The 19,043-nt window shown below is 67.5% G+C and carries 14 protein-coding genes; 8 read left to right on the top strand and 6 right to left on the bottom strand.

What is annotated here, in order from left to right; all coding sequences use genetic code 11:
* Nucleotides 1–41 precede the first annotated feature (41 nt).
* The 5 genes from QRN34_RS10145 to QRN34_RS10125 all read left to right on the top strand — a co-directional run bounded on the left by QRN34_RS10145 (nt 42) and on the right by QRN34_RS10125 (nt 7,935).
* The gene (locus tag QRN34_RS10145; protein ID WP_285404170.1) at nt 42–722 is read left to right on the top strand and encodes a response regulator transcription factor; all 681 of its coding nucleotides are present in this window, start codon (nt 42–44) and stop codon (nt 720–722) included.
* Nucleotides 706–2,076, top strand: coding sequence for an ATP-binding protein (locus tag QRN34_RS10140; protein ID WP_285404168.1), 1,371 nt, complete (start codon nt 706–708; stop codon nt 2,074–2,076). Before QRN34_RS10145 ends, QRN34_RS10140 begins: the two co-directional genes overlap by 17 nt.
* 79 nt (nt 2,077–2,155) lie before the next feature.
* Nucleotides 2,156–5,362, top strand: a complete 3,207-nt coding sequence (locus QRN34_RS10135) for an efflux RND transporter permease subunit (RefSeq protein ID WP_285404166.1) — start codon at nt 2,156–2,158, stop codon at nt 5,360–5,362.
* A complete protein-coding gene (locus QRN34_RS10130; protein ID WP_285404164.1) occupies nt 5,352–6,527 on the top strand; it encodes an efflux RND transporter periplasmic adaptor subunit in 1,176 nt (391 codons plus the stop codon). The genes QRN34_RS10135 and QRN34_RS10130 overlap by 11 nt, the downstream gene beginning before the upstream one ends.
* Nucleotides 6,514–7,935 carry an efflux transporter outer membrane subunit gene (locus QRN34_RS10125; RefSeq protein WP_285404162.1) on the top strand — a complete coding sequence of 474 codons (1,422 nt, stop codon included), beginning with the start codon at nt 6,514–6,516 and terminating at the stop codon, nt 7,933–7,935. The genes QRN34_RS10130 and QRN34_RS10125 overlap by 14 nt, the downstream gene beginning before the upstream one ends.
* On the opposite strand, the gene QRN34_RS10120 is transcribed toward QRN34_RS10125, so the two are convergent.
* Entirely contained in the window at nt 7,936–8,115 is a 180-nt protein-coding gene (locus tag QRN34_RS10120) for a hypothetical protein (RefSeq protein WP_285404355.1), read from the bottom strand.
* Here QRN34_RS10120 and QRN34_RS10115 point away from each other — a divergent pair.
* On the top strand, nt 8,032–9,402 hold the full coding sequence (locus QRN34_RS10115; RefSeq protein WP_285404346.1) for a coniferyl aldehyde dehydrogenase: 1,371 nt from the start codon (nt 8,032–8,034) through the stop codon (nt 9,400–9,402). The genes QRN34_RS10120 and QRN34_RS10115 overlap by 84 nt on opposite strands.
* A 310-nt stretch (nt 9,403–9,712) precedes the next feature.
* On the opposite strand, the gene tal is transcribed toward QRN34_RS10115, so the two are convergent.
* The 3 genes from tal to QRN34_RS10100 form a co-directional block, all read right to left on the bottom strand.
* Entirely contained in the window at nt 9,713–10,666 is a 954-nt protein-coding gene (gene tal / locus QRN34_RS10110) for a transaldolase (protein ID WP_285404161.1), read from the bottom strand.
* Between the two features lie 88 nt (nt 10,667–10,754).
* On the bottom strand, nt 10,755–12,929 hold the full coding sequence (locus QRN34_RS10105; RefSeq protein ID WP_285404160.1) for a primosomal protein N': 2,175 nt from the start codon (nt 12,927–12,929) through the stop codon (nt 10,755–10,757).
* A gap of 370 nt (nt 12,930–13,299) precedes the next feature.
* Nucleotides 13,300–14,472: a DUF3667 domain-containing protein gene (locus QRN34_RS10100; protein ID WP_285404159.1), complete on the bottom strand. Its 1,173-nt coding sequence runs from the start codon at nt 14,470–14,472 to the stop codon at nt 13,300–13,302.
* An 85-nt stretch (nt 14,473–14,557) separates the two neighbouring features.
* Between QRN34_RS10100 and QRN34_RS10095 the strand changes: the two genes are divergently transcribed.
* Nucleotides 14,558–15,946, top strand: coding sequence for an MATE family efflux transporter (locus tag QRN34_RS10095; RefSeq protein WP_285404158.1), 1,389 nt, complete (start codon nt 14,558–14,560; stop codon nt 15,944–15,946).
* Between the two features lie 53 nt (nt 15,947–15,999).
* A complete protein-coding gene (gene sppA / locus QRN34_RS10090) occupies nt 16,000–17,931 on the top strand; it encodes a signal peptide peptidase SppA (RefSeq protein ID WP_285404157.1) in 1,932 nt (643 codons plus the stop codon).
* 3 nt (nt 17,932–17,934) lie between these two features.
* Here sppA and QRN34_RS10085 read toward each other — a convergent pair whose 3' ends face one another.
* Entirely contained in the window at nt 17,935–18,156 is a 222-nt protein-coding gene (locus tag QRN34_RS10085; RefSeq protein WP_285404156.1) for a hypothetical protein, read from the bottom strand.
* Between the two features lie 49 nt (nt 18,157–18,205).
* Complete coding sequence (locus QRN34_RS10080) at nt 18,206–19,006, bottom strand: ATP-binding cassette domain-containing protein (RefSeq protein ID WP_285404155.1); 801 nt, start codon at nt 19,004–19,006, stop codon at nt 18,206–18,208.
* Nucleotides 19,007–19,043: the final 37 nt, after the last annotated feature.

The following is a 19,043-nucleotide window of genomic DNA, read 5'->3' as shown; positions in this document are numbered from 1 at the left end:
GTTTTCCGTTGTTCCTTTTCGTTTTGTCGGAGTCGCTGCGGATGCCGAAGGCCCTGGTCATCGAGGACGATGAAGTCACCGCGCGCGACATCGTCGCGGAGCTGGCCGCGCACGGCCTCAGCGCCGACTGGGTGGCCAATGGCCGCGACGGCCTCGCCCGCGCGCTGGCCGACGGCTACGACATCATCACGCTCGATCGCATGCTGCCCGGCATGGACGGCATCGACATCGTGTCCGCGTTGCGCCAGCGCCGCATCGATACTCCCGTGCTGATGATCAGTGCCTTGTCCGACGTGGACGAGCGTGTCCGTGGACTACGCGCCGGCGGCGACGATTACCTCACCAAGCCGTTCTCGCCGGACGAACTGGCCGCGCGTGCCGAAGTGCTGTTGCGCCGACGACGGCCGAGCGCGAACGAGACCCGGCTGCACGTGGCCGACCTGGAACTCGACCTGGTCAAGCACAACGCCCTGCGTAACGGCCAGCCGCTCACCCTGCTGCCCACGGAGTTCCGCCTGCTCGAATTCCTCATGCGGAATGCGGGGCAGGTGGTGACGCGGCAGATGATCTTCGAGCATGTCTGGGGGTTCCATTTCGATCCGGGTACCAATGTCATCGATGTCCATATCGGACGCCTTCGCCGCAAGATCGACGGCAGCGGCCAGCCGCCGCTGATCCGCACCGTGCGCGGATCGGGATACCTGCTTGCGCCCGCTGACTGACGCCTGGCGTTCCGCCACCTCGCGACTGATCCTCATCTACGGGGCGCTTTTCGCGATCTGGTGCGTGGTGTTGCTGGGCGTGGTGCAGTGGGAAACCTCGCGCTACCTGACCGGCGTGGTCGACCAGATGCTGGCCGCGCGCATCCATTACCTGGAAACCACCGATCCGCATCGCCTGCCGGAAACCGTGGAAGCGGCCAGCGCCGTCGACGTGCAGGGCTTCATGTGGGTGGGGCTGTTCGCGGCCGACGGCCGGCGTATCGCGGGCAATATCGCGCACGTGCCGGCCGAGCTGACCGAAGACGGCGTGGTGACCTCGGTGCAGGCCAACGTCCTCGCCTCCGCACGCCGCTCACCGCTGCGCGCCCGCGGTGTCACCCGCCTGTTGCCCGGTGGCCAGCGCCTTGTGGTGGCCAAGGACAGCACGACCATCGATGGCCTGGGCGCGATCATCCGCCGCGGCCTGCTGTGGGGACTGTCGCTCACGCTGATCCCCGGCGTGTTGGGTGGCGTGCTGATCGCGCGTGGCCCCGCGCGGCGCATCCGTGCCATCCAGCAGGCGATGGCGCCCATTCGCGAGGGTGACCTCAGTGTCCGCCTGCCGGTGACGCGTGGCGGCGACGAGGTCGACCTGCTGGCCGCCACCGTCAACACGGCCCTGGGCGAGATCGAACGACTGCTCGGCGAGGTCAAGGGCGTGACCGACAACATCGCCCACGACCTGCGGACACCGCTCACGCGTGTCCGCACGCGGCTCTATCGGCTGCAACAGCAGTTTGCCGCGTTGCCCGAAGGCGACGCGCTGGAGGCGTGCGTGGCCGACATCGACACCGTGCTGGGGCGCTTCCGCGCACTGCTGCGCGTGTCGGAGCTGGAGGATCGCCAGCGCAGTGCGTGCTTCGAGCCGCTCGATATCGGTGCCGTGCTGCGCAACGTGCACGAGTTCTACGCCCCGCTGGCGGAGGACCGCGGCCAGGATTTCCGCCTGGAAGTGGGTGCGCTGCCGCCGCTACGCGGCGATCCCCAGCTCATGTTCGAGGCGTTCGCCAACCTCGTCGGCAACGCCATCAAGTTCACCCCGGACCACGGTACGGTGTGCATGGTGGCCTTGACGGACGCCTCCGGCGAGGCGCGCATCGACATCGCCGACACGGGCCCGGGCATTCCCGAGGGTGAGCGCGAAGCGGTATTCCGGCGCTTCTATCGTGCCGACGAAACCCGCGCCAAGCCAGGGTGCGGCCTGGGGCTGGCGATCGTCAGCGCCATCGTGAGGCTGCATGGCTATTCGCTCGCGGTCGGCGGTGACGAGCGCGGCGCCGTGTTCTCCGTGACATGCCCCGCCGTGCCAGCCTAAACAAATCTTAACTACGGCCTGCGGGCCCGTGGGGGCAAACTTCGCCGCGACGCAGCATTCGCGCACGGAATCCTTTCCCATGATCGGCATCGTCCGGATCGCACTCACGCGACCGTATACCTTCATCGTCCTCGCGTTGTTGATCCTCATCGTGGGTCCGCTGGCGGCGCTGCGCACGCCGACGGATATCTTTCCCGACATTCGCATTCCGGTGATCGCGGTGGTGTGGCAGTACACCGGCCTGCCGCCCGACCAGATGGCCGGCCGCGTGACCTCGCCGTTCGAGCGGGTGCTCACCACGACCGTGAACGACGTGGAGCACATCGAAGCCAATTCGATCCAGGGCTTCGGCATCGTCAAGATCTTCTTCCAGCCGACGGTGGACATCCGCACGGCAAATGCGCAGGTCACCGCCGTCGCGCAGACCCTGCTGAAACAGCTGCCCCCGGGCATCACGCCGCCGCTCATCCTCAACTACAGCGCCTCCACGGTGCCGATCATCCAGCTGGCGCTGTCCGGCAAGGGCCTGACCGAGCAGAACCTGGGCGACCTGGGCCTCAACGTCATCCGCCCGCAGTTGACGTCCGTGCCGGGCGCGGCCATTCCGTACCCCTTCGGCGGCAAGACGCGCCAGGTGCAGATCGACATCGATCCCGGTGCGCTGCAGGCGCGCGGGCTGTCCGCGCAGGATGTGGCCAACGCGCTGGCCGCGCAGAACCTGATCACGCCGGTGGGCACGCAGAAGATCGGCCGGTTCGAGTACACGCTGCAACTCAACAACGCGCCCTCGGTGATCGACGAACTGGGCAACCTGCCCGTGAAGACCGTGGACGGCGCTACCGTGTATATCCGCGACGTGGCCCACGTGCGCGACGGCTCACCGCCGCAGACCAATATCGTGCACGTCGACGGTAACCGCTCGGTGCTGATGACGGTGCTGAAGAACGGCTCCGCCTCCACGCTGGCGATCATCCAGGGCATCAAGGACCGCGTTGCCGGGTTGAAGGAATCCGTGCCTCCCTCGCTGGAGATCAAGCCGATCGGCGACCAGTCGCTGTTCGTCAGCGGTGCCATCGAGGGAGTGGCGCGCGAGGGCGTGATCGCCGCCGCGCTGACCAGCCTGATGATCCTGCTCTTCCTCGGCAGCTGGCGCTCCACCGTCATCATCGCCACGTCGATCCCGCTGTCGATCCTGGGCTCGATCGCCGGACTATCGGCGTTCGGCGAGACCATGAACATCATGACGCTGGGTGGCCTGGCGCTGGCGGTGGGCATCCTGGTCGACGACGCCACCGTGACCATCGAGAACATCAACTGGCACCTGGAGCAGGGCAAGGACGTCGAGACGGCGATCCTCGACGGCGCCGCGCAGATCGTCACCCCGGCCTTCGTGTCGCTGCTGTGCATCTGCATCGTGTTCGTGCCCATGTTCTTCCTCAACGGCGTGGCGCGCTTCCTGTTCGTGCCGATGGCCGAGGCGGTGATGTTCGCGATGATCGCGTCGTTCATCCTCTCGCGCACGCTCGTGCCGACGATGGCGAAGTACCTGCTGCATCCGCATACGCACGACGATCCGCATGGCGAGGGCAAGGCACCGTCGCGCAATCCGCTGGTGCGCTTCCAGCGGGGTTTCGAGTCACGCTTCGAGGCGGTCCGCGATCGCTACCACGGGTTGCTCGGCGTGGCGCTCGCCCATCGCAAGGTGTTCGTGATCGTTTTCATGGCGTTCGTGGTGCTGTCGTTCGGCCTGGTACCGATGCTGGGCCGTAACTTCTTCCCGTCGGTGGATTCCGGCCAGATCCTCATGCATGTGCGGGCGCCGGTCGGTTCGCGCGTGGAGGAAAGCGCGCGCATCTTCGCGCAGGTGAGCAACGCCGTGCGCCGCATCATCCCGCGGGAAGAGCTGGGTACGCTGGTGGACAACATCGGCCTGTCCAACTCGGGTATCAACAACGCGTACAACAACACCGGCACCATCGGTGCGCAGGACGGCGACATCCAGATCGCATTGAACGAGGGGCACGCGCCCACGGCCGATTACATCCGCACGCTGCGCGAAAAACTTCCGCGGGAATTTCCGGGTACGACGTTCTCGTTTCCGCCCGCGGACATCATCAGCCAGATCCTGAACTTCGGCTCGCCGGCACCGATCGACCTGCAGGTGCGCGGCCCCAACCTGTCGGCCAACTTCGCCTACGCCGATCGCCTGTTGCGTGACATCCGCCGCGTGCCCGGCGTAGCCGATGCGCGGATCCAGCAATCGCAGGCCAACCCCACGCTGAACGTGAACATGGACCGCAGCCAGGCCCAGCAGGTCGGCATCACCGCGCGCGACGTCACCAGCAGCCTGGGCGTGAACCTGGCCGGCTCCAGCCAGATCGCGCCCACCTACTGGCTCAATCCGCAGAACGGCGTGTCGTATCCCATCGTGATGCAGACGCCGCAATACGCCATGGACTCGCTGGCCGACCTGCAGAACGTGCCGGTCACGCCCAGCAGCGGCACGGCGGGTTCCCAGATCCTCGGTGGCTTCGCCACCATCGAGCGGACGGCCACCAACGCGGTGGTCAGCCAGTACAACATCCAGTCGATGGTGGAGATCTACGCCACTACGCAGGATCGCGACCTGGGCGCCGTGGCCGCGGACATCCAGCGCATCATCGACGCGCACAAGAAGGACCTGCCCAAGGCGTCGAGCGTGGCCCTGCTCGGCCAGGTGCAGACGATGAACAACGCGTTCTCCGGGCTGATCTTCGGCCTGCTCGGCGCCATCGTGCTCATCTACCTGCTGATCGTGGTCAACTTCCAATCGTGGAGCGACCCGTTCGTGATCGTCACGGCGTTGCCCGCGGCCATCGCCGGCATCGTCTGGATGCTGTTCGCCACGCACACCACGCTGTCGGTGCCCGCGCTGACCGGCGCGATCATGTGCATGGGCGTAGCCACCGCCAACTCCATCCTGGTGGTCAGCTTCTGTCGCGAGCGCCTGGCCGAACTCGGCGATGCCACCGCCGCAGCGCTCGAGGGCGGCTTCGTCCGCTTCCGTCCGGTGCTGATGACCGCGCTGGCGATGATCATCGGCATGGGCCCGATGGCGCTGGGCCTGGGCGAGGGCGGTGAGCAGAACGCGCCGCTCGGCCGCGCGGTGATCGGTGGCCTGATCTTCGCCACGATCGCCACGCTGCTCTTCGTCCCCGTCGTTTTCAGCATCATCCACGGCCGTCGCGGCCATGCGTCCCCCACACCACCGGCGAAGCCCTCCGGAGAGCCTGTCCATGTCGCCTGATACGTTGCATACCCCACCGCCGCGTCGTCTGCGCATCGTCGGCATCATCGCCGTCATCGTGGTGCTGGCGATCGTCGTCGCCGGCATCGCCACGCGCGCCAACGACTCGCACAAGCTGCGCGCCTGGACGGACGAGCAGGCCGTGCCCACGGTGAATGTGGTCGAGCCGCAGGGCGGGCAGGGTGGCGGCGAGCTCAATCTTCCCGGCCGGTTGCAGGCCTATGCCCGCGCGCCGATCTACGCGCGCACCAGCGGCTACCTCAAGTACTGGAAAGCGGACATCGGCCAAAAGGTGAAGGCCGGCGACGTGCTGGCCGAGATCGAAACGCCGGATCTCGACCAGCAGCTGCTGCAGGCCCGGGCCGACCTGGCCAGTGCGCGCGCCAACGAGGCGCTGGCGCAGACCACGGCGAAGCGTTGGAAATCCATGAGCGATTCCGATTCCGTCTCCCGGCAGGAAGTGGATGAGAAAACGGGCGACTACGAGGCCAAGCATGCGCTCGCCACCGCGGCGCAGGCCAACCTGGAACGTATCCAGGCGCTGAAGGGGTTTGCCCGGCTCACCGCGCCGTTCGACGGCACCGTGACGGCGCGCGAGACGGATGTGGGTGCGCTGATCAATGCGGGTGGAGGGGGCCAGGAGCTGTTCGTCGTCTCGGACACGCGCAAGCTGCGCATGTACGTCAACGTGCCGCAGAACGACGCGCCGTCGATCAAGCGGGGCTCGACCGTGAAGCTCACCGTGCCGGAATACCCGGGGCGTACCTTCACGGGTATCGTGGAATCCTCGTCGTCCGCCATCAATGCGGCCACGGGCACCACGCTGGTCCAGGTGTCCGTCGACAACGCCGAAGGCACGCTGCTGCCCGGTGCCTACGCCAGTGTGACTTTCGACCTGCCCGGTAACGCCGCGTTGTTCAGTGTTCCTGCCAGCGCGCTGGTATTCGACGACCGGGGGCTGCGCGTCGCGGTGCTCGATGCGCACGACAAGGTGAGCTTCCGCACCGTTACCGTCGCGCGTGACATGGGCAAGACCGTGCAGCTGTCCTCCGGGATCGCCCGTGGCGATCGTCTCATCGAGAGCCCGCCGGACGGGCTGGCAGATGGCGACACCGTGCGGGTGAACGCGCCCAAGAAGGCGGAGGGTGATCATGCGCCGGCCTGAGCGGGTAGCGCTGGTGGCCCTCGTCGCCGTCGGCATGACGGCCTGTTCGCTGGCGCCGCCGTACCGGGCCCCCGAGGTGCCCGTGGCACCGCAGTACGCCAATGCAGTATCGCCGTGGACGGAGGCGAAGCCCGCCGATCGCCTGGCGCGCGATAGCTGGTGGACCCTCTATGGGGATGCCCGACTCGATGCGCTGCAGGCGAAGCTGCTGGCCAACAACGCGTCCCTCGCCGCCGCGCTGGCGCATTACGAACAGTCGGAAGCCGTTCTGCGCCAGGTGCGCGCAGGCCTTTTCCCGCAGATCGGCCTGAATGCCAACGGCACGCGTAACCGCGAGTCGGACACCCGGCCTTTGCGCGGTGCCACGTCGCCGTCGTACTACAACGCGTACACGATCGGTGCGCAGCTGGATTATGAGGTGGACCTGTGGGGGCGCGTGCGCGATACCGTCACCGCGGGCAAGGCCGAGCAGGTAGCCGCCGCGGACGATCTTGCCGCCGCGCGCCTCAGCCTGCAGGCGCAGCTTGCCGACAGCTACCTGCAACTCAACGGGTTCGACCGGCAGGTGACAGTGCTACGGGAAAGCATCGACGCGTTCGCCCGGGCACTGAAGCTGACGCAGTCGCGGCATGACGGTGGCATCGCCTCCGGCCTGGACGTGGCGCGCGCACAGACCCAGCTATCCAGTGCGAAATCGCAGCTGACCCAGGCGCAGGCACAACGCAGCCTGGTGCTGCATGCGATCGCCGTGCTGGTGGGCGATACGGCCTCGAACTTCCAGCTCGCGGCCGACGACGGGCAGGTCAAGGTGCCGACCATCCCGCTGGAGGTGCCGTCGTTGATCCTGCAGCGTCGCCCGGACATCGCGGCGGCGGAGCGACGCACGGCCGCCGCCAACGCGCGCATCGGCGTGGCGAAATCCGCGTTCTACCCACAACTGACGCTGGACGGGCAGGGCGGCTGGCAGAGTTCGTCGTGGGGCAGCATCGCCACGGCGCCCAACCGTTTCTGGGCGATCGGGCCGACGCTGGCGCTCAACCTGTTCGACGGCGGTCGCCGCAAGGCCGTGGTCGCACAGGCGCAGGCCGCCACCGACGAAGCCGGCGCGCGCTACCGCGACGTAGTGCTCAATGCCTTCGCCCAGGTCGAGGACAACCTCACGCTGCTGCGCGACCTGGGTGCGGCACTCGTCGACCAGCGCGCCGCCGCCGATGCGGCCCAGCGATCGGTCGACCTGTCGATGAACCGCTACCGGGAAGGCGCGGTGGGCTACCTGGACGTGGTGCAGGCGCAGACGACCGCGCTGGATGCCCGCCGCAACGTCATCGACCTGGAAACCCGCCAGCTGCGCGCCAGCGTGCAGCTGATCCGCGCCCTGGGTGGTGGCTGGTCTGCGTCCGCCACCTGATCACGCATCCGGGCTTACACTGGCCGGATGCAGAACATTCTCGACCGCCAGAAAGCCGCCCAGCTCGCCGAAGGCCCGCCTTCGGCAGAGACGCGCATCGACCGCCTCGATCGTGCCATCGGCCTGCTGGTCGATCACGCGGACGCCATCACCCAGGCGCTGAGCGAGGACTTCGGCCACCGCAGCGTGGATGCCTCGCTGTTCACCGATGTGGCGGCGTCCATAGAACCGTTGAAGCACGCAAAGCGCCATGTGCGGGCGTGGATGCGCCGCGAGCGCCGCGCGGTGTCGCCCGCGCCGCTCGCGTTGCTGGGTGCACGGGCGTGGGTGGACTACCTGCCCAAGGGGACGGTGGGCGTTATCTCGCCTTGGAACTTCCCGTTCAACCTCACCTTTGCGCCATTGGCGGGGGTGCTCGCGGCCGGCAACCGCGCGATGCTCAAGCCGTCCGAACTCACGCCGCGTTGTTCGGCGCTGATGCAGCAGATGATCGGCACCGCGTTCGCCGACACCGAGATCGCGGTGGTGACCGGCGGTCCGGACGTGGGTGAGGCGTTTTCCCGGCTTCCCTTCGACCATTTGTTGTTCACCGGTGCCACCTCGGTGGCGAAGCACATCGTACGTGCGGCGGCGGAACACCTCGTGCCGGTGACGCTGGAGCTGGGCGGCAAGTCGCCGGCCATCGTCGGTCGTGATGCCGATCTGGACCTCGCAGCGCGACGATTGATGTTCGGCAAGACGCTCAATGCGGGGCAGATGTGCGTGGCGCCTGATTATGCGCTGGTACAGCGCGATCGTGTCGAGGCGTTCGTCGCTGCGCTCTCGCGTGCGGCGGGGGTGATGTTTCCGAGGTGGTGGGACAGTCCGGACTACACATCGATCGTTAATGATCGGCATCATGCGCGATTGATGGGTTACCTAGACAATGCGCGTGCTGGCGGTGCGACTGTGCGCATGCTTGTTCCCACCGACACGGAGCTTGCCGTGCCCGTCGACGTTGACGTTAGCGCGGTCGCTGCCAGCGCAGATCGCCGCATCCCGCCGATGGTGGTGCTCAACGCCAACGACACGATGGACGTGATGCGCGACGAGATATTCGGGCCGATTTTGCCAATCCTGCCCTACGACGGTATCGACGATGCCATCGCGTACGTCAACCGGCACGAACGGCCGCTCAGTCTTTATTATTTCGGCAACGATGTGGCGGAGCAGGAGCGCGTGCTGTCGCGCACGGTGGTCGGTGGCGTCACGATCAACGATACGGTGATGCACCTGGCGATGGACGATTTGCCGTTCGGCGGTATCGGTGCGTCGGGGTCGGGTGCGTATCACGGCAAGACGGGGTTTCTTACTTTCAGTCATGCGCGGCCGGTCTACAGCCAGGCACGTTTCGATGTAACTGCGATGCTTAGGCCGCCGTATGGCTCGACTATAAAGCGACTGATGCGCCTCAAGCTCCGCCGCTGAAACTTTGCCGTGGCATGTGCTCGCATGTGTAGGAGCGGACGATGTCCGCGAAACCCTCAACGCGCCTATAACGACCGATGCCTTTCATTACAACAGGCGTCGCGGTTGTAGGAGCGCACGATGTCGCGAATTCATTTCGTTTTGCGTTCGGAAACGCCGGCAGGGGTGTGGGGGTGCGGCTTCGTTTGTAATAGGGAGTGTTTAGGGTTCGCGGACATCGTCCGCTCCTACATTCATTGTGCGCTGGCGGGCGCATGAAAAAGGGGCCGACGTGGGTCGGCCCCTTTTATGGTCCAGCGGTGAGCGAGGTTTACAGCTTCGCGCCCAGCAGTTCTTCGAGCTTGCGCTGGTCGACGGCGAACTTGCGGATGCCTTCGGCGAGCTTGTCGGTGGCCATGGCGTTTTCGTTGTGGCCCCAGCGGAACTTGGCTTCGTCGATGCGGCCCGGCTTGTCTTCGCGGCGGCCGCTGTCCTTCAGCGCGACCGGCAGGTCGCTGGTGTTCTCTTCCAGTTCCTTGAGCAGGTTGGGCGAGATGGTCAGGCGGTCGCAGCCGGCGAGGGCCTGGATCTGGCCGATGTTGCGGAAGCTGGCGCCCATCACGACCGTCTCGTAGCCGTGCAGCTTGTACCAGTCGTAGATGCGACGGACCGACTGCACGCCGGGATCTTCCGCCGGCTCGTAGGTCTTCTTGTCGGTGTTGGCCACGTACCAGTCGAAGATGCGACCGACGAAGGGCGAGATGAGGAACGCGCCGGCTTCGGCGCAGGCGACGGCCTGTTCGAAGCTGAAGAGCAGCGTGAGGTTGCAGTTGATGCCTTCCTTCTGCAGCTTCTCCGCGGCGCGGATGCCTTCCCACGTGGAGGCAAGCTTGATCAGGATGCGCTCTTTCTTGATGCCGATGTCTTCGTAGAAGCCGATCAGGCGCTTGGCTTTCTCGATGGACGCGTTGGTATCGAAGGAGAGGCGGGCGTCGACTTCGGTGGACACGCGGCCCGGCACGATCTTCAGGATCTCGCGGCCGACCAGCACGGCCAGACGATCGCCGGCGTCGGTCAGCTGCTGGTCGCGGCTGTTGCCCTGGCTTTTCGCCCAGTCGATGGCTTCGTCGATGTAGCCCGAGTACGCGGGGATGCCGGCGGCGGCCAGCAGCAGGGACGGGTTGGTGGTCGCGTCTTCCGGCTTGTACTTGGCGATGGCGGTGATGTCGCCGGTATCGGCCACGACGGTGGTGATCTTGCGCAGTTGCTCGAGCTGAGTGGTCACGTTGAGGGTTCCGTTACCTGATAAGACCCCTATTGTCGCGCCGTTCGGCGTGAAGGGACAGGCATCCGCACGTATCGGTTCAGCAAGTTCAATACAGGTCGATGGGATCCACGTCGAGCGACCAGCGCACCTTGCGTGCCGCGGGCAAGGCCACCAGCGCCTGTTGCCAGGGCCGCAGGAAGCCGTGCAGGCGTGCGCGCGTGCCGGCTTCGACCAGCAGCTGCCCACGGTGGCGCCCGGCCCTCAGTGGCATGGGCGCGGGCATGGGGCCGGCGACGCGCAGGTCGGCCGGATCGCCCAGGGCCCCATGCGCCTGGGCCAGGAACTCGTCCACCTCGGCGCGGCCATGCGCATCGGCGCGCAGCAGCACCTGATGGGATAGCGGTGGCAGCTCGAGGAGCCGGCGTTCATCGAGCAGCTCCGTCGCCACTGCGGCGTAACCGCCGCGCAGCAGGGCGTGCAGCATCGGATGGTCGGGGTGGTGCGTCTGCAGGAGGACGCTGCCGGGTTTGCTCGCGCGGCCGGCCCGTCCGGCCACCTGGACCACCAGCTGGGCCAGGCGCTCGCTGGCACGGAAATCGACACTATGCAGGCCTTCGTCCACCCCGACGATGGCCACCAGGGTGAGGTTGGGCAGGTCGTGACCCTTGGCCAGCATCTGCGTGCCGACGAGGATGGCCGGCTTGTCTTCACGCAGGTTGTCGAGGATCTGGCCGAAGGCATCCTTGCGCCGCGTGGTTTCCCGGTCGATGCGCACCACCGGTACGTCGGGGAAGCGCTCGACGAGGGCTTCCTCCAGGCGCTCGGTGCCCTGGCCCTGGGGACTGATGTTGGCCGAGCCGCACGCGGGGCAGGCCGTGGGCACGGCGGTGATGTTGTCGCAGTGGTGGCAGATCAGGCGGCGCCGGCCGGCGTGCAGGGTCATGGGCCGGTCGCAGCGCGGGCAGTCGGCGTGCCAGCCGCAGTCATAACACAGCAGCACCGGCGCATAGCCGCGCCGGTTGCGAAATACCAGCGCCTGCTCGCCGCGCTCGACGCAGGCCGCCACGGCGTTGATCAGGGTGGGCGACATGCCGTGGTCCAGCCGCTGGGCGCGCATGTCGACGATCTGCACGCGCGTGGACTGGGCCGCGCCCGGCCGGCCCTTCAGCACCAGCCGCCGGTAGCGGCCGGCGGCGACGTTGCCCAGGGTTTCCAGCGAGGGCGTGGCCGAACCGAGCACCACCGGTACGCCGTGCGCGCGGGCACGCACCAACGCCAGGTCGCGGGCGTGGTAGCGGAAGCCTTCCTGCTGCTTGTACGAGGCGTCGTGCTCCTCGTCGACGATGATCAGGCCGGCGGCGGGCAGGGGGGTGAACACGGCCGAACGTGTGCCGAGGACGACACGGGCGCTGCCGTTGCGCGCCCGCAGCCAGGCACGGGCGCGCTCGCCCTCCGCGAGGTTTGAGTGCAGCACCTCGATGGCCACGCCCAGGCGCTCGCGCAGGCGGCGCACCGTCTGCGGCGCAAGGCCGATCTCCGGCACCAGCAGCAGGGTCTGCTTGCCTTCCGCCAGCGCGCGTTCGATCAGGGCGAGGTAGACCTCGGTCTTGCCGCTGCCGGTGACCCCGTCCAGCAGGTAGGGCTGGAACCCGCCGAACCCCTCGGCGATGGCCGCCACCGCGGTGGCCTGCTCGTCGCTCAGCGCCGGGCCGGGCGCACGGGTCAGCAGGGGACCGGCATCGTCGTCGTCCTGCCGGACGACCAGGCCTGCCTCGGCCAGCCGTCGTGCGGCAGCCCGCCAGTCCGGCAGGGCCAGGCCCAGCTCGTCGGCGGCCCGGGGGCCCTCACGCAGCGCGTCCAGCAGCGCGGCGGAGCCGCCCTTGCGGCGTTTGGCCTCACGGGCCACGTGCCCCTCGGGCGTCAGGGACCAGGTCTCGCGACCGGTGGCGGGCAGGGCGCGCGGCTCGCGCAGCGCCAGGGGCAAGGCATTGGCGAAGGCCTCGCCCGGCGCGGCGGCCCAGTAGTCCGCCGCCCAGGCCAGGGTCGCCATCAGTTCGGCGTCCAGCAGCGGGGCGTCGTCGAGCACTTCGCTGACCCGTTTCAGCCGCTTGACCCCCACCGCGGCCTCGGCGGCGGGGTCGACGACGATGCCCACCATCTCGCCACGGCCGAACGGCAGGCGCACGCGCGAGCCCGCCCTGGCCTCGCCTGCCGCGGGCGGCAGGTAATCGAACAGGGTGAGCAGCGGTACCGGTAGGGCGACGCGGAGAACGAGTGTCATGCCAGGCCTAGTTTACCGGTGTGTGCCGATTCCGCTGGTCAAGGTTTGACCAGTGGGCCATGGGCTTGGACCCCATTGGCACCACGGCGGAGAGGAAACGCAGGTAAGTGCCCGCCGTCGGAGGGGTTTCCATGTTATCCACAAGCGCTGTGGATAAGTCTGTGGATGAGCCTCGGATGGAGGGTGCCCAAGGCGCGTGGCTAGGCCCTTCCGGTTAGCTTGCGTACATTTTAACCAGACTGAAATACACTTTATTTTCAGTAGCTTGCAAATTGGTCATGGTGGGCGTTCACAGAGCTTCCGCAAAACCTTGACAAAAGCGAAGGGTTTGCCGCGCCTGTGTACAACCGCTGCCAGGCCGGAAAAAATCCTAGTGGCTCATGCCGATAAGGAAGGCCACCGCGACGACGACGAGCAGCAGCCAGAAATACAGGCTTCCGATCAGCCAGTACTTGAGCAGGGTGATGCCCCAGCCCTGCCGATAGACGCGTTTCTGCATCAGCAGCAGGTAGACCGGCATCCATACCCACAGGGCGAACTGCACCAGGCCGATCAGGCTGCCACCCACGGCGAGGTGGGGCTGGATCGCGGTCCGTGCGAAGCCGAGCAGGGTCAGTGCCATCAGCGACAGGAACAGGAACGCGTGGCTGTGCAGGGCCACGATCACGTGTTCCATGTACAGCCGGCGCCGGAACACATAGAACAGCTTGAGGATCAGCGCAAACAGCGGAACCATCACGAACATGGCCTGGGGCAGCACCGAGAAGAAGCCTTCGATGATCCGGTGCATGGCTTCCTGGCGCTGCTCGCCGCCGTTGAGCACGGGGATAAGGTTGGCCTTGAAGTGGGCCAGCGCGGTGTCGATGCGCCGGTTGACGGGGGCGGGCAGCCAGGCGATGTCCACCTTGGTCCTGTCGCCAAACCAGCTTTCCACCTTCTGTTCGCCGGTGCGTCTCGCCTCCGGTAGGGGCTCGTCGGCCTGGTCGGGCAGGGGCGCCGCGTTCAGCTGGGTCAGGCGCGCGTTGGCGGCCTGGCGGATGACGCCGGCCGCCATGCCCAGGCCGGCCTTGGCTGCAGCGGGCATGACCGGGTCGTCGCGAGCGTCATGCACTTCGCGGATCTGGTCGTTGTAGAGGGTGTGCACCTCGTCAGCGGTCTTTGCCGACGCAAAGGCTTCCAGGGCGCCTGCGGGGGCAGGCTTGCCGTCGTTGCTGCCGAACTTCGTGTCGCCGATGGCCAGGTGCAGCAGGAAGAACGCCAGCAGGCAGAACACGAACATCAGGCGGAACGGCGCGACATAGCGCACGCGGCGGCCCGAGAAGTATTCCAGGGTGAGGTAGCTTGGCCGGCTGAACAGCGGCGGCAGCGTATGGACGATGCGTTCGTCCATGTGGAAGAAGATATCGCCCGCGTCTTCCAGCATGTGCGAGACGGGCTTCAGCACGCTTCCGATGGACTGGCCGCACGCGTGGCAGAACTCGCCCTGCAGCGGCGTGCCGCAGTTTGCGCACATCCGCCCGGCCGATGGCTCGAGATCGTTCATTCCGTAGGTTCCCCTTGTCCCCTGCGGGGTCGGATGATCGCACGGGGGACGCTACAATGGACGGCCCACACGTCATTGCCCTCCCATGTCCCTCGACCGCGCCCGCGCCCGTCGCGAGATCGGCGCCACCGTCCGGTTGGCCCTGCCGATGATCGCCGCGCAGCTTTCCGCCATCGGCACCAACGTCGTCGACGCCGTGCTCGCCGGTCACCAGGGTGCGCATACGCAGGCTTCCGTGGTCACTGGCGCCAATATCTGGGTGCTGGCGATCGTCACCGGCATCGGCACCATGATGGCCGTGCCGCCCACGGTCGCCCAGCTCGACGGGGCAGGGCGTCGCGGCGAGGTAGGCGCGGTGTTCCACCAGGCGCTGTACATCGCCTGGGCGCTCGGCCTGCTGCTGGCCGTGGCGGTGTGGCACGCCTCGCCGCTGATGGACGTGTTCGGCGTGGTCGAGTCCATGCGGGCGGACGTGCGCGCCTTCCTGCACGCGATCTGCTTCGCGGCGCCGGCGCTCACCACCTATTTCGCCCTGCGCGGGCTGTCCGAGGGGCTTTCCATGCCCCGTCCCTCCATGTACTTCAGTTTCGGCGGCCTGCTGGTGCTGGCGCCGCTGGGTTACGTGCTGATGTACGGCAAGCTCGGCATCCCGCCGATGGGCGCGCGTGGCAGCGGTATCGCCACGGCGATCGTGCTCTGGCTGGAAACCATCGGCTTCGGCATCTACGTGTTCCGCCACCGCAACTACCGCGACCTCAACCTCCGCCAGCGGATGGCCCCGCCGGACCGTCGGCAGATCGCCCAGTTGCTGCATATCGGCGTGCCCATGGCCATTACGCTGCTGATGGAGGCGGGGTTGTTCGTCGCCGTGGCGCTGTTGATCGGACGGCTGGGCGAGACGGTGACGGCCGGCCACCATGTGGCCCTCAACGTGGCCTCGGTGGCCTTCATGATCCCGCTGGGCCTGTCCATGGCGATCACGGTGCGGGTCGGCAACGCCGCCGGTCGCGGGGATGCCGCCGGGGTGCGCTACGCGGGCATGTCCGGCATCGTGCTGGTGCTGGTCACGCAATGCGTGTCGTCCGGCATCATGCTGCTCCTGCCCGGCCCCATCGCGCGCCTCTACACGGGCGATCCCGCGGTGGTCGCCATGGCGTCGCAGCTGCTCGTCCTGGCCGGCCTGTTCCAGTTTTCCGACGGCATCCAGGTCGCCTCCAATGGCGCCCTGCGCGGCCTGAAGGACACCCGGGTGCCGATGGTCATCACCCTGTTCGCTTATTGGGGAGTGGGCATGCCCATCGGCTGGTGGCTGGCATTTCCCCAACAGCTGGGCGCCCGCGGCATGTGGATGGGCCTGATCGCCGGTCTGAGCATGGCCGCCGTGTTGCTGTTCGCGCGGTTCTGGCGCAGCAGCGCCCGGGCCCGCTGGCGCGACGATCCGGACAATGTGGCGCCCGTGTCTTTCCACACGTGATGCCGACGACCCGACGCGCTACGCTGCACACCATCATCAAGGAAGCCACTTAGATGTCGGATCGCTACGACGCCGTGCCCCCGCCCCTGCCCGATCGCCCCCAGCCGGTTCCCCCGGTGCCGCCGGCGGCGACGCGTCGCGGCGGCTTCGGCCGCTTCATGCGCACGCTGGGCCGGGGTATCAACCTCACCCGGCTGATCGTCATCAACGTGTTTTTCTTCGGCCTGCTCGCACTGGTGCTGCTGGGCCTGTTCGTCGGCAGCCGCGGTGCCCGGGTCACCGACCAGACGGTGCTGGTGCTGGCGCCCGAGGGCGCCCTGGTCGAGCAGTACAGCGCCGATCCGCTGTCCCGCGCGCTGGGCCGCATGTCGGGCGACGCGGTGAAGCAGGTGCAGGTGCGCGACATGGTGCGCGCCATCGACGCCGCCGCGACGGACGCGCACGTGACCCGCATCGTGTTGCGGCCGGACCGCCTCCAGGCCGGCGGCTTCGCCTCGCTGCGTGAGGTGGGCGCCGCGCTGGACCGCTTCCGCGCCACCGGCAAGCCGGTGCTCGCGTGGGGTGCCAGCCTGGACCAGAGCCAGTACTACCTCGCCTCGCATGCGGACAAGGTCTATATCGACCCGCAGGGTGGCGTGATGGCCACGGGCCTGGCCAATTACCGCCTGTTCTACAAGGACCTGCTCGACCGCCTGGGCGTGCAGGTGCACCTGTTCCGCGTCGGCCAGTTCAAGAGCGCGGCGGAGCCGTTCATCCTCGATCACGCCTCGCCGGAATCGAAGGAAGCCGACGCGTTCTGGCTCGGCGGCCTCTGGTCCACGTGGATCGACGAGGTGGCGGCCCGCCGTCACCTCGACCCCGCGGCGCTGCGCGCCGATGTGGACGACCTGGCCGATCGCGTGCGCGATGCCAAGGGCAGCCTGGCCGACCTGGCCGTCGAGGAAAAACTCGTCGACGGCATCGCCACCGAGCAGCAGTTCGTGCAGATGCTGCGCAAGCAGGGCGTACCGGCCGGCAAGAAGGAACAGGGTTTCCGCCAGGTGGACCTGAGTGGCTACCTGGCCGATCGCGGCCTGTCAAACGCGGACATGCTGGCGACGGGCGACGGCGTCACGGTGGTGGTCGCCGAAGGCGAGATCACCGGCGGCAAGCAGGCGCAGGGTTCAATCGGTGGCGACTCCACGGCCGCGCTCATCCGCAGCGTGCGTAACGACGGCCGCACGAAGGCACTGGTGCTGCGCGTGAACTCGCCCGGTGGTGAGGTGTATGCCGCCGAGCAGATCCGCCGCGAGGTCGAACTCACCCGCGCCGCAGGCATTCCCGTGGTGGTGTCCATGGGCGACGTGGCCGCCAGCGGCGGCTACTGGATCTCGATGAATGCCAACCGCATCTATGCCGAGCCCAACACCATCACCGGCTCCATCGGCATCTTCGGCATGTTCTTCACCGTGCCCGACACCCTGGCCAAGCTGGGCGTGAAGAGCGACGGCGTGGCGACCGGTCCGCTGGCCGGCGCGTTCGACGTCACCCGCCCGCTGGACCCGAACGTCGGCGTGCTGATCCAGAGCATCATCGACAAGGGCTACCGCGATTTCGTCGGCAACGTGGCGAAGGCGCGCGGCAAGGACTTCGCGTCCATCGACGCTATCGCGCAGGGTCGCGTCTGGACCGGCCAGCAGGCGCTGGAGCGCGGCCTGGTCGACAAGCTCGGCAACCTCGACGATGCGATCCGCGATGCGGCGCAGGAGGCCCATCTGGGCAAGGATGTCCACGTGCGTTATGCCGAGAAACCGATGGGCGCGTTCGAGCGTTTCCTGACCAACGTCGGCGACAGCACCGAGGCGCACGTGGCGATGTCATGGGGCGTGCGCCTGCCGTCCTGGGTGGCGATGTTGCCGAAGCTGGCACCGGAGTTCGCCTTGTTCCGCACGGCGGAGGCGGGCAAGCCCAACGTCTACGCCTACTGCTTCTGCTCGCCGCGGTAAGGCTTATTGCTCCTGCGCGCGGAGCGCGGCGGCCTGGGCCTGGGCCTTGGCCTGGGCGTCGACCGTGTTCTGCACGTCCTGGGCTTTTTTCTTCTGCGCCTCGAGTGAGTCCCAGGGCGTGTGCACGCGCGCCTGCGGCGCCGGCGGCTCTTGGGCAGGTGCCGGCGGCTTCGAGCATCCCGCACAGGCAAGCGCGATCAACACGGGTAAAGCGGCACGGTTCATGGCAGGCAACTCCTCGGGAGACGCCCCGGAGTCTCTCGCGCAGGCGGTGTCAGCGCAATTGCGTGCCGTAGAACCCGCCGGTGCACTGCACCTGGATGGGCCAGTCGAACAACGCCGAAAGCCGTGCATCCGTCAGCAGCGCCGCTTTCGGACCCTGCGCGAACAGTGCGCCGTCATGCAGCATCACTACCTGGTCGATCTCCGGAACGATCTCCTCGACGTGATGGGTGACCAGCACCAGGGTGGTGCCCTCGCGGGCCAGTTGGCGCAGCAGTTCGACGAAGCGCCGCCGTGTGCCGGGGTCCAGTCCGGCGCTGGGCTCGTCCAGCAGCAGGGCGCGGGGACGATGCACCAGTGCGCGCGCGATCAGTACACGGCGGGCCTCGCCCGTGGAGAGGGTGCTGACGTCGCGGTCGGCGAGATGATTCGCGCCGACGCGTCGCAAGGCCTCGGTGGCGCCTTCACGCATCGTGTCACTCACCTCGTGATCGAGGCCCAGCGTCGTCGCGGCAAAGAAGCCGGAAAGCACCACATCCATCGCCGTATCGCTGGATGCCTCGAACTCGCGGCGCAGGTCCGCGGATACCACGCCGACCAGGCGACGCAGTTCGGCCACGTTCCAGCGGTCGCGACCGAAGACCTGCACGACGGGTGAGCGATCCGCATGCACCAGCGGATAGAGCCGGCGCTCGATCAGCTTCACCAGGGTGGATTTGCCCGAACCGTTGGGCCCGAGGATGGCCGTGTGCTGCCCTTCGGCGATGACCAGCGACAGCGCATCGAGCAGTGTTCGACCGTCGCGCACCACGGTGGCCCGGTCGATCGAGAGCAGGGGAGTCTGGACGTCCATCCCCGGAGCATACCTTGTAGGATGCGCTCAACGACGG

It is taken from the genome of Luteibacter sp. ME-Dv--P-043b (genome assembly GCF_030209605.1).
Taxonomy (GTDB): Bacteria; Pseudomonadota; Gammaproteobacteria; order Xanthomonadales; family Rhodanobacteraceae; genus Luteibacter.
The sequence above is the reverse complement of the archived record's forward strand: the minus strand, read 5'-3'. Positions and strand labels throughout refer to the sequence as shown.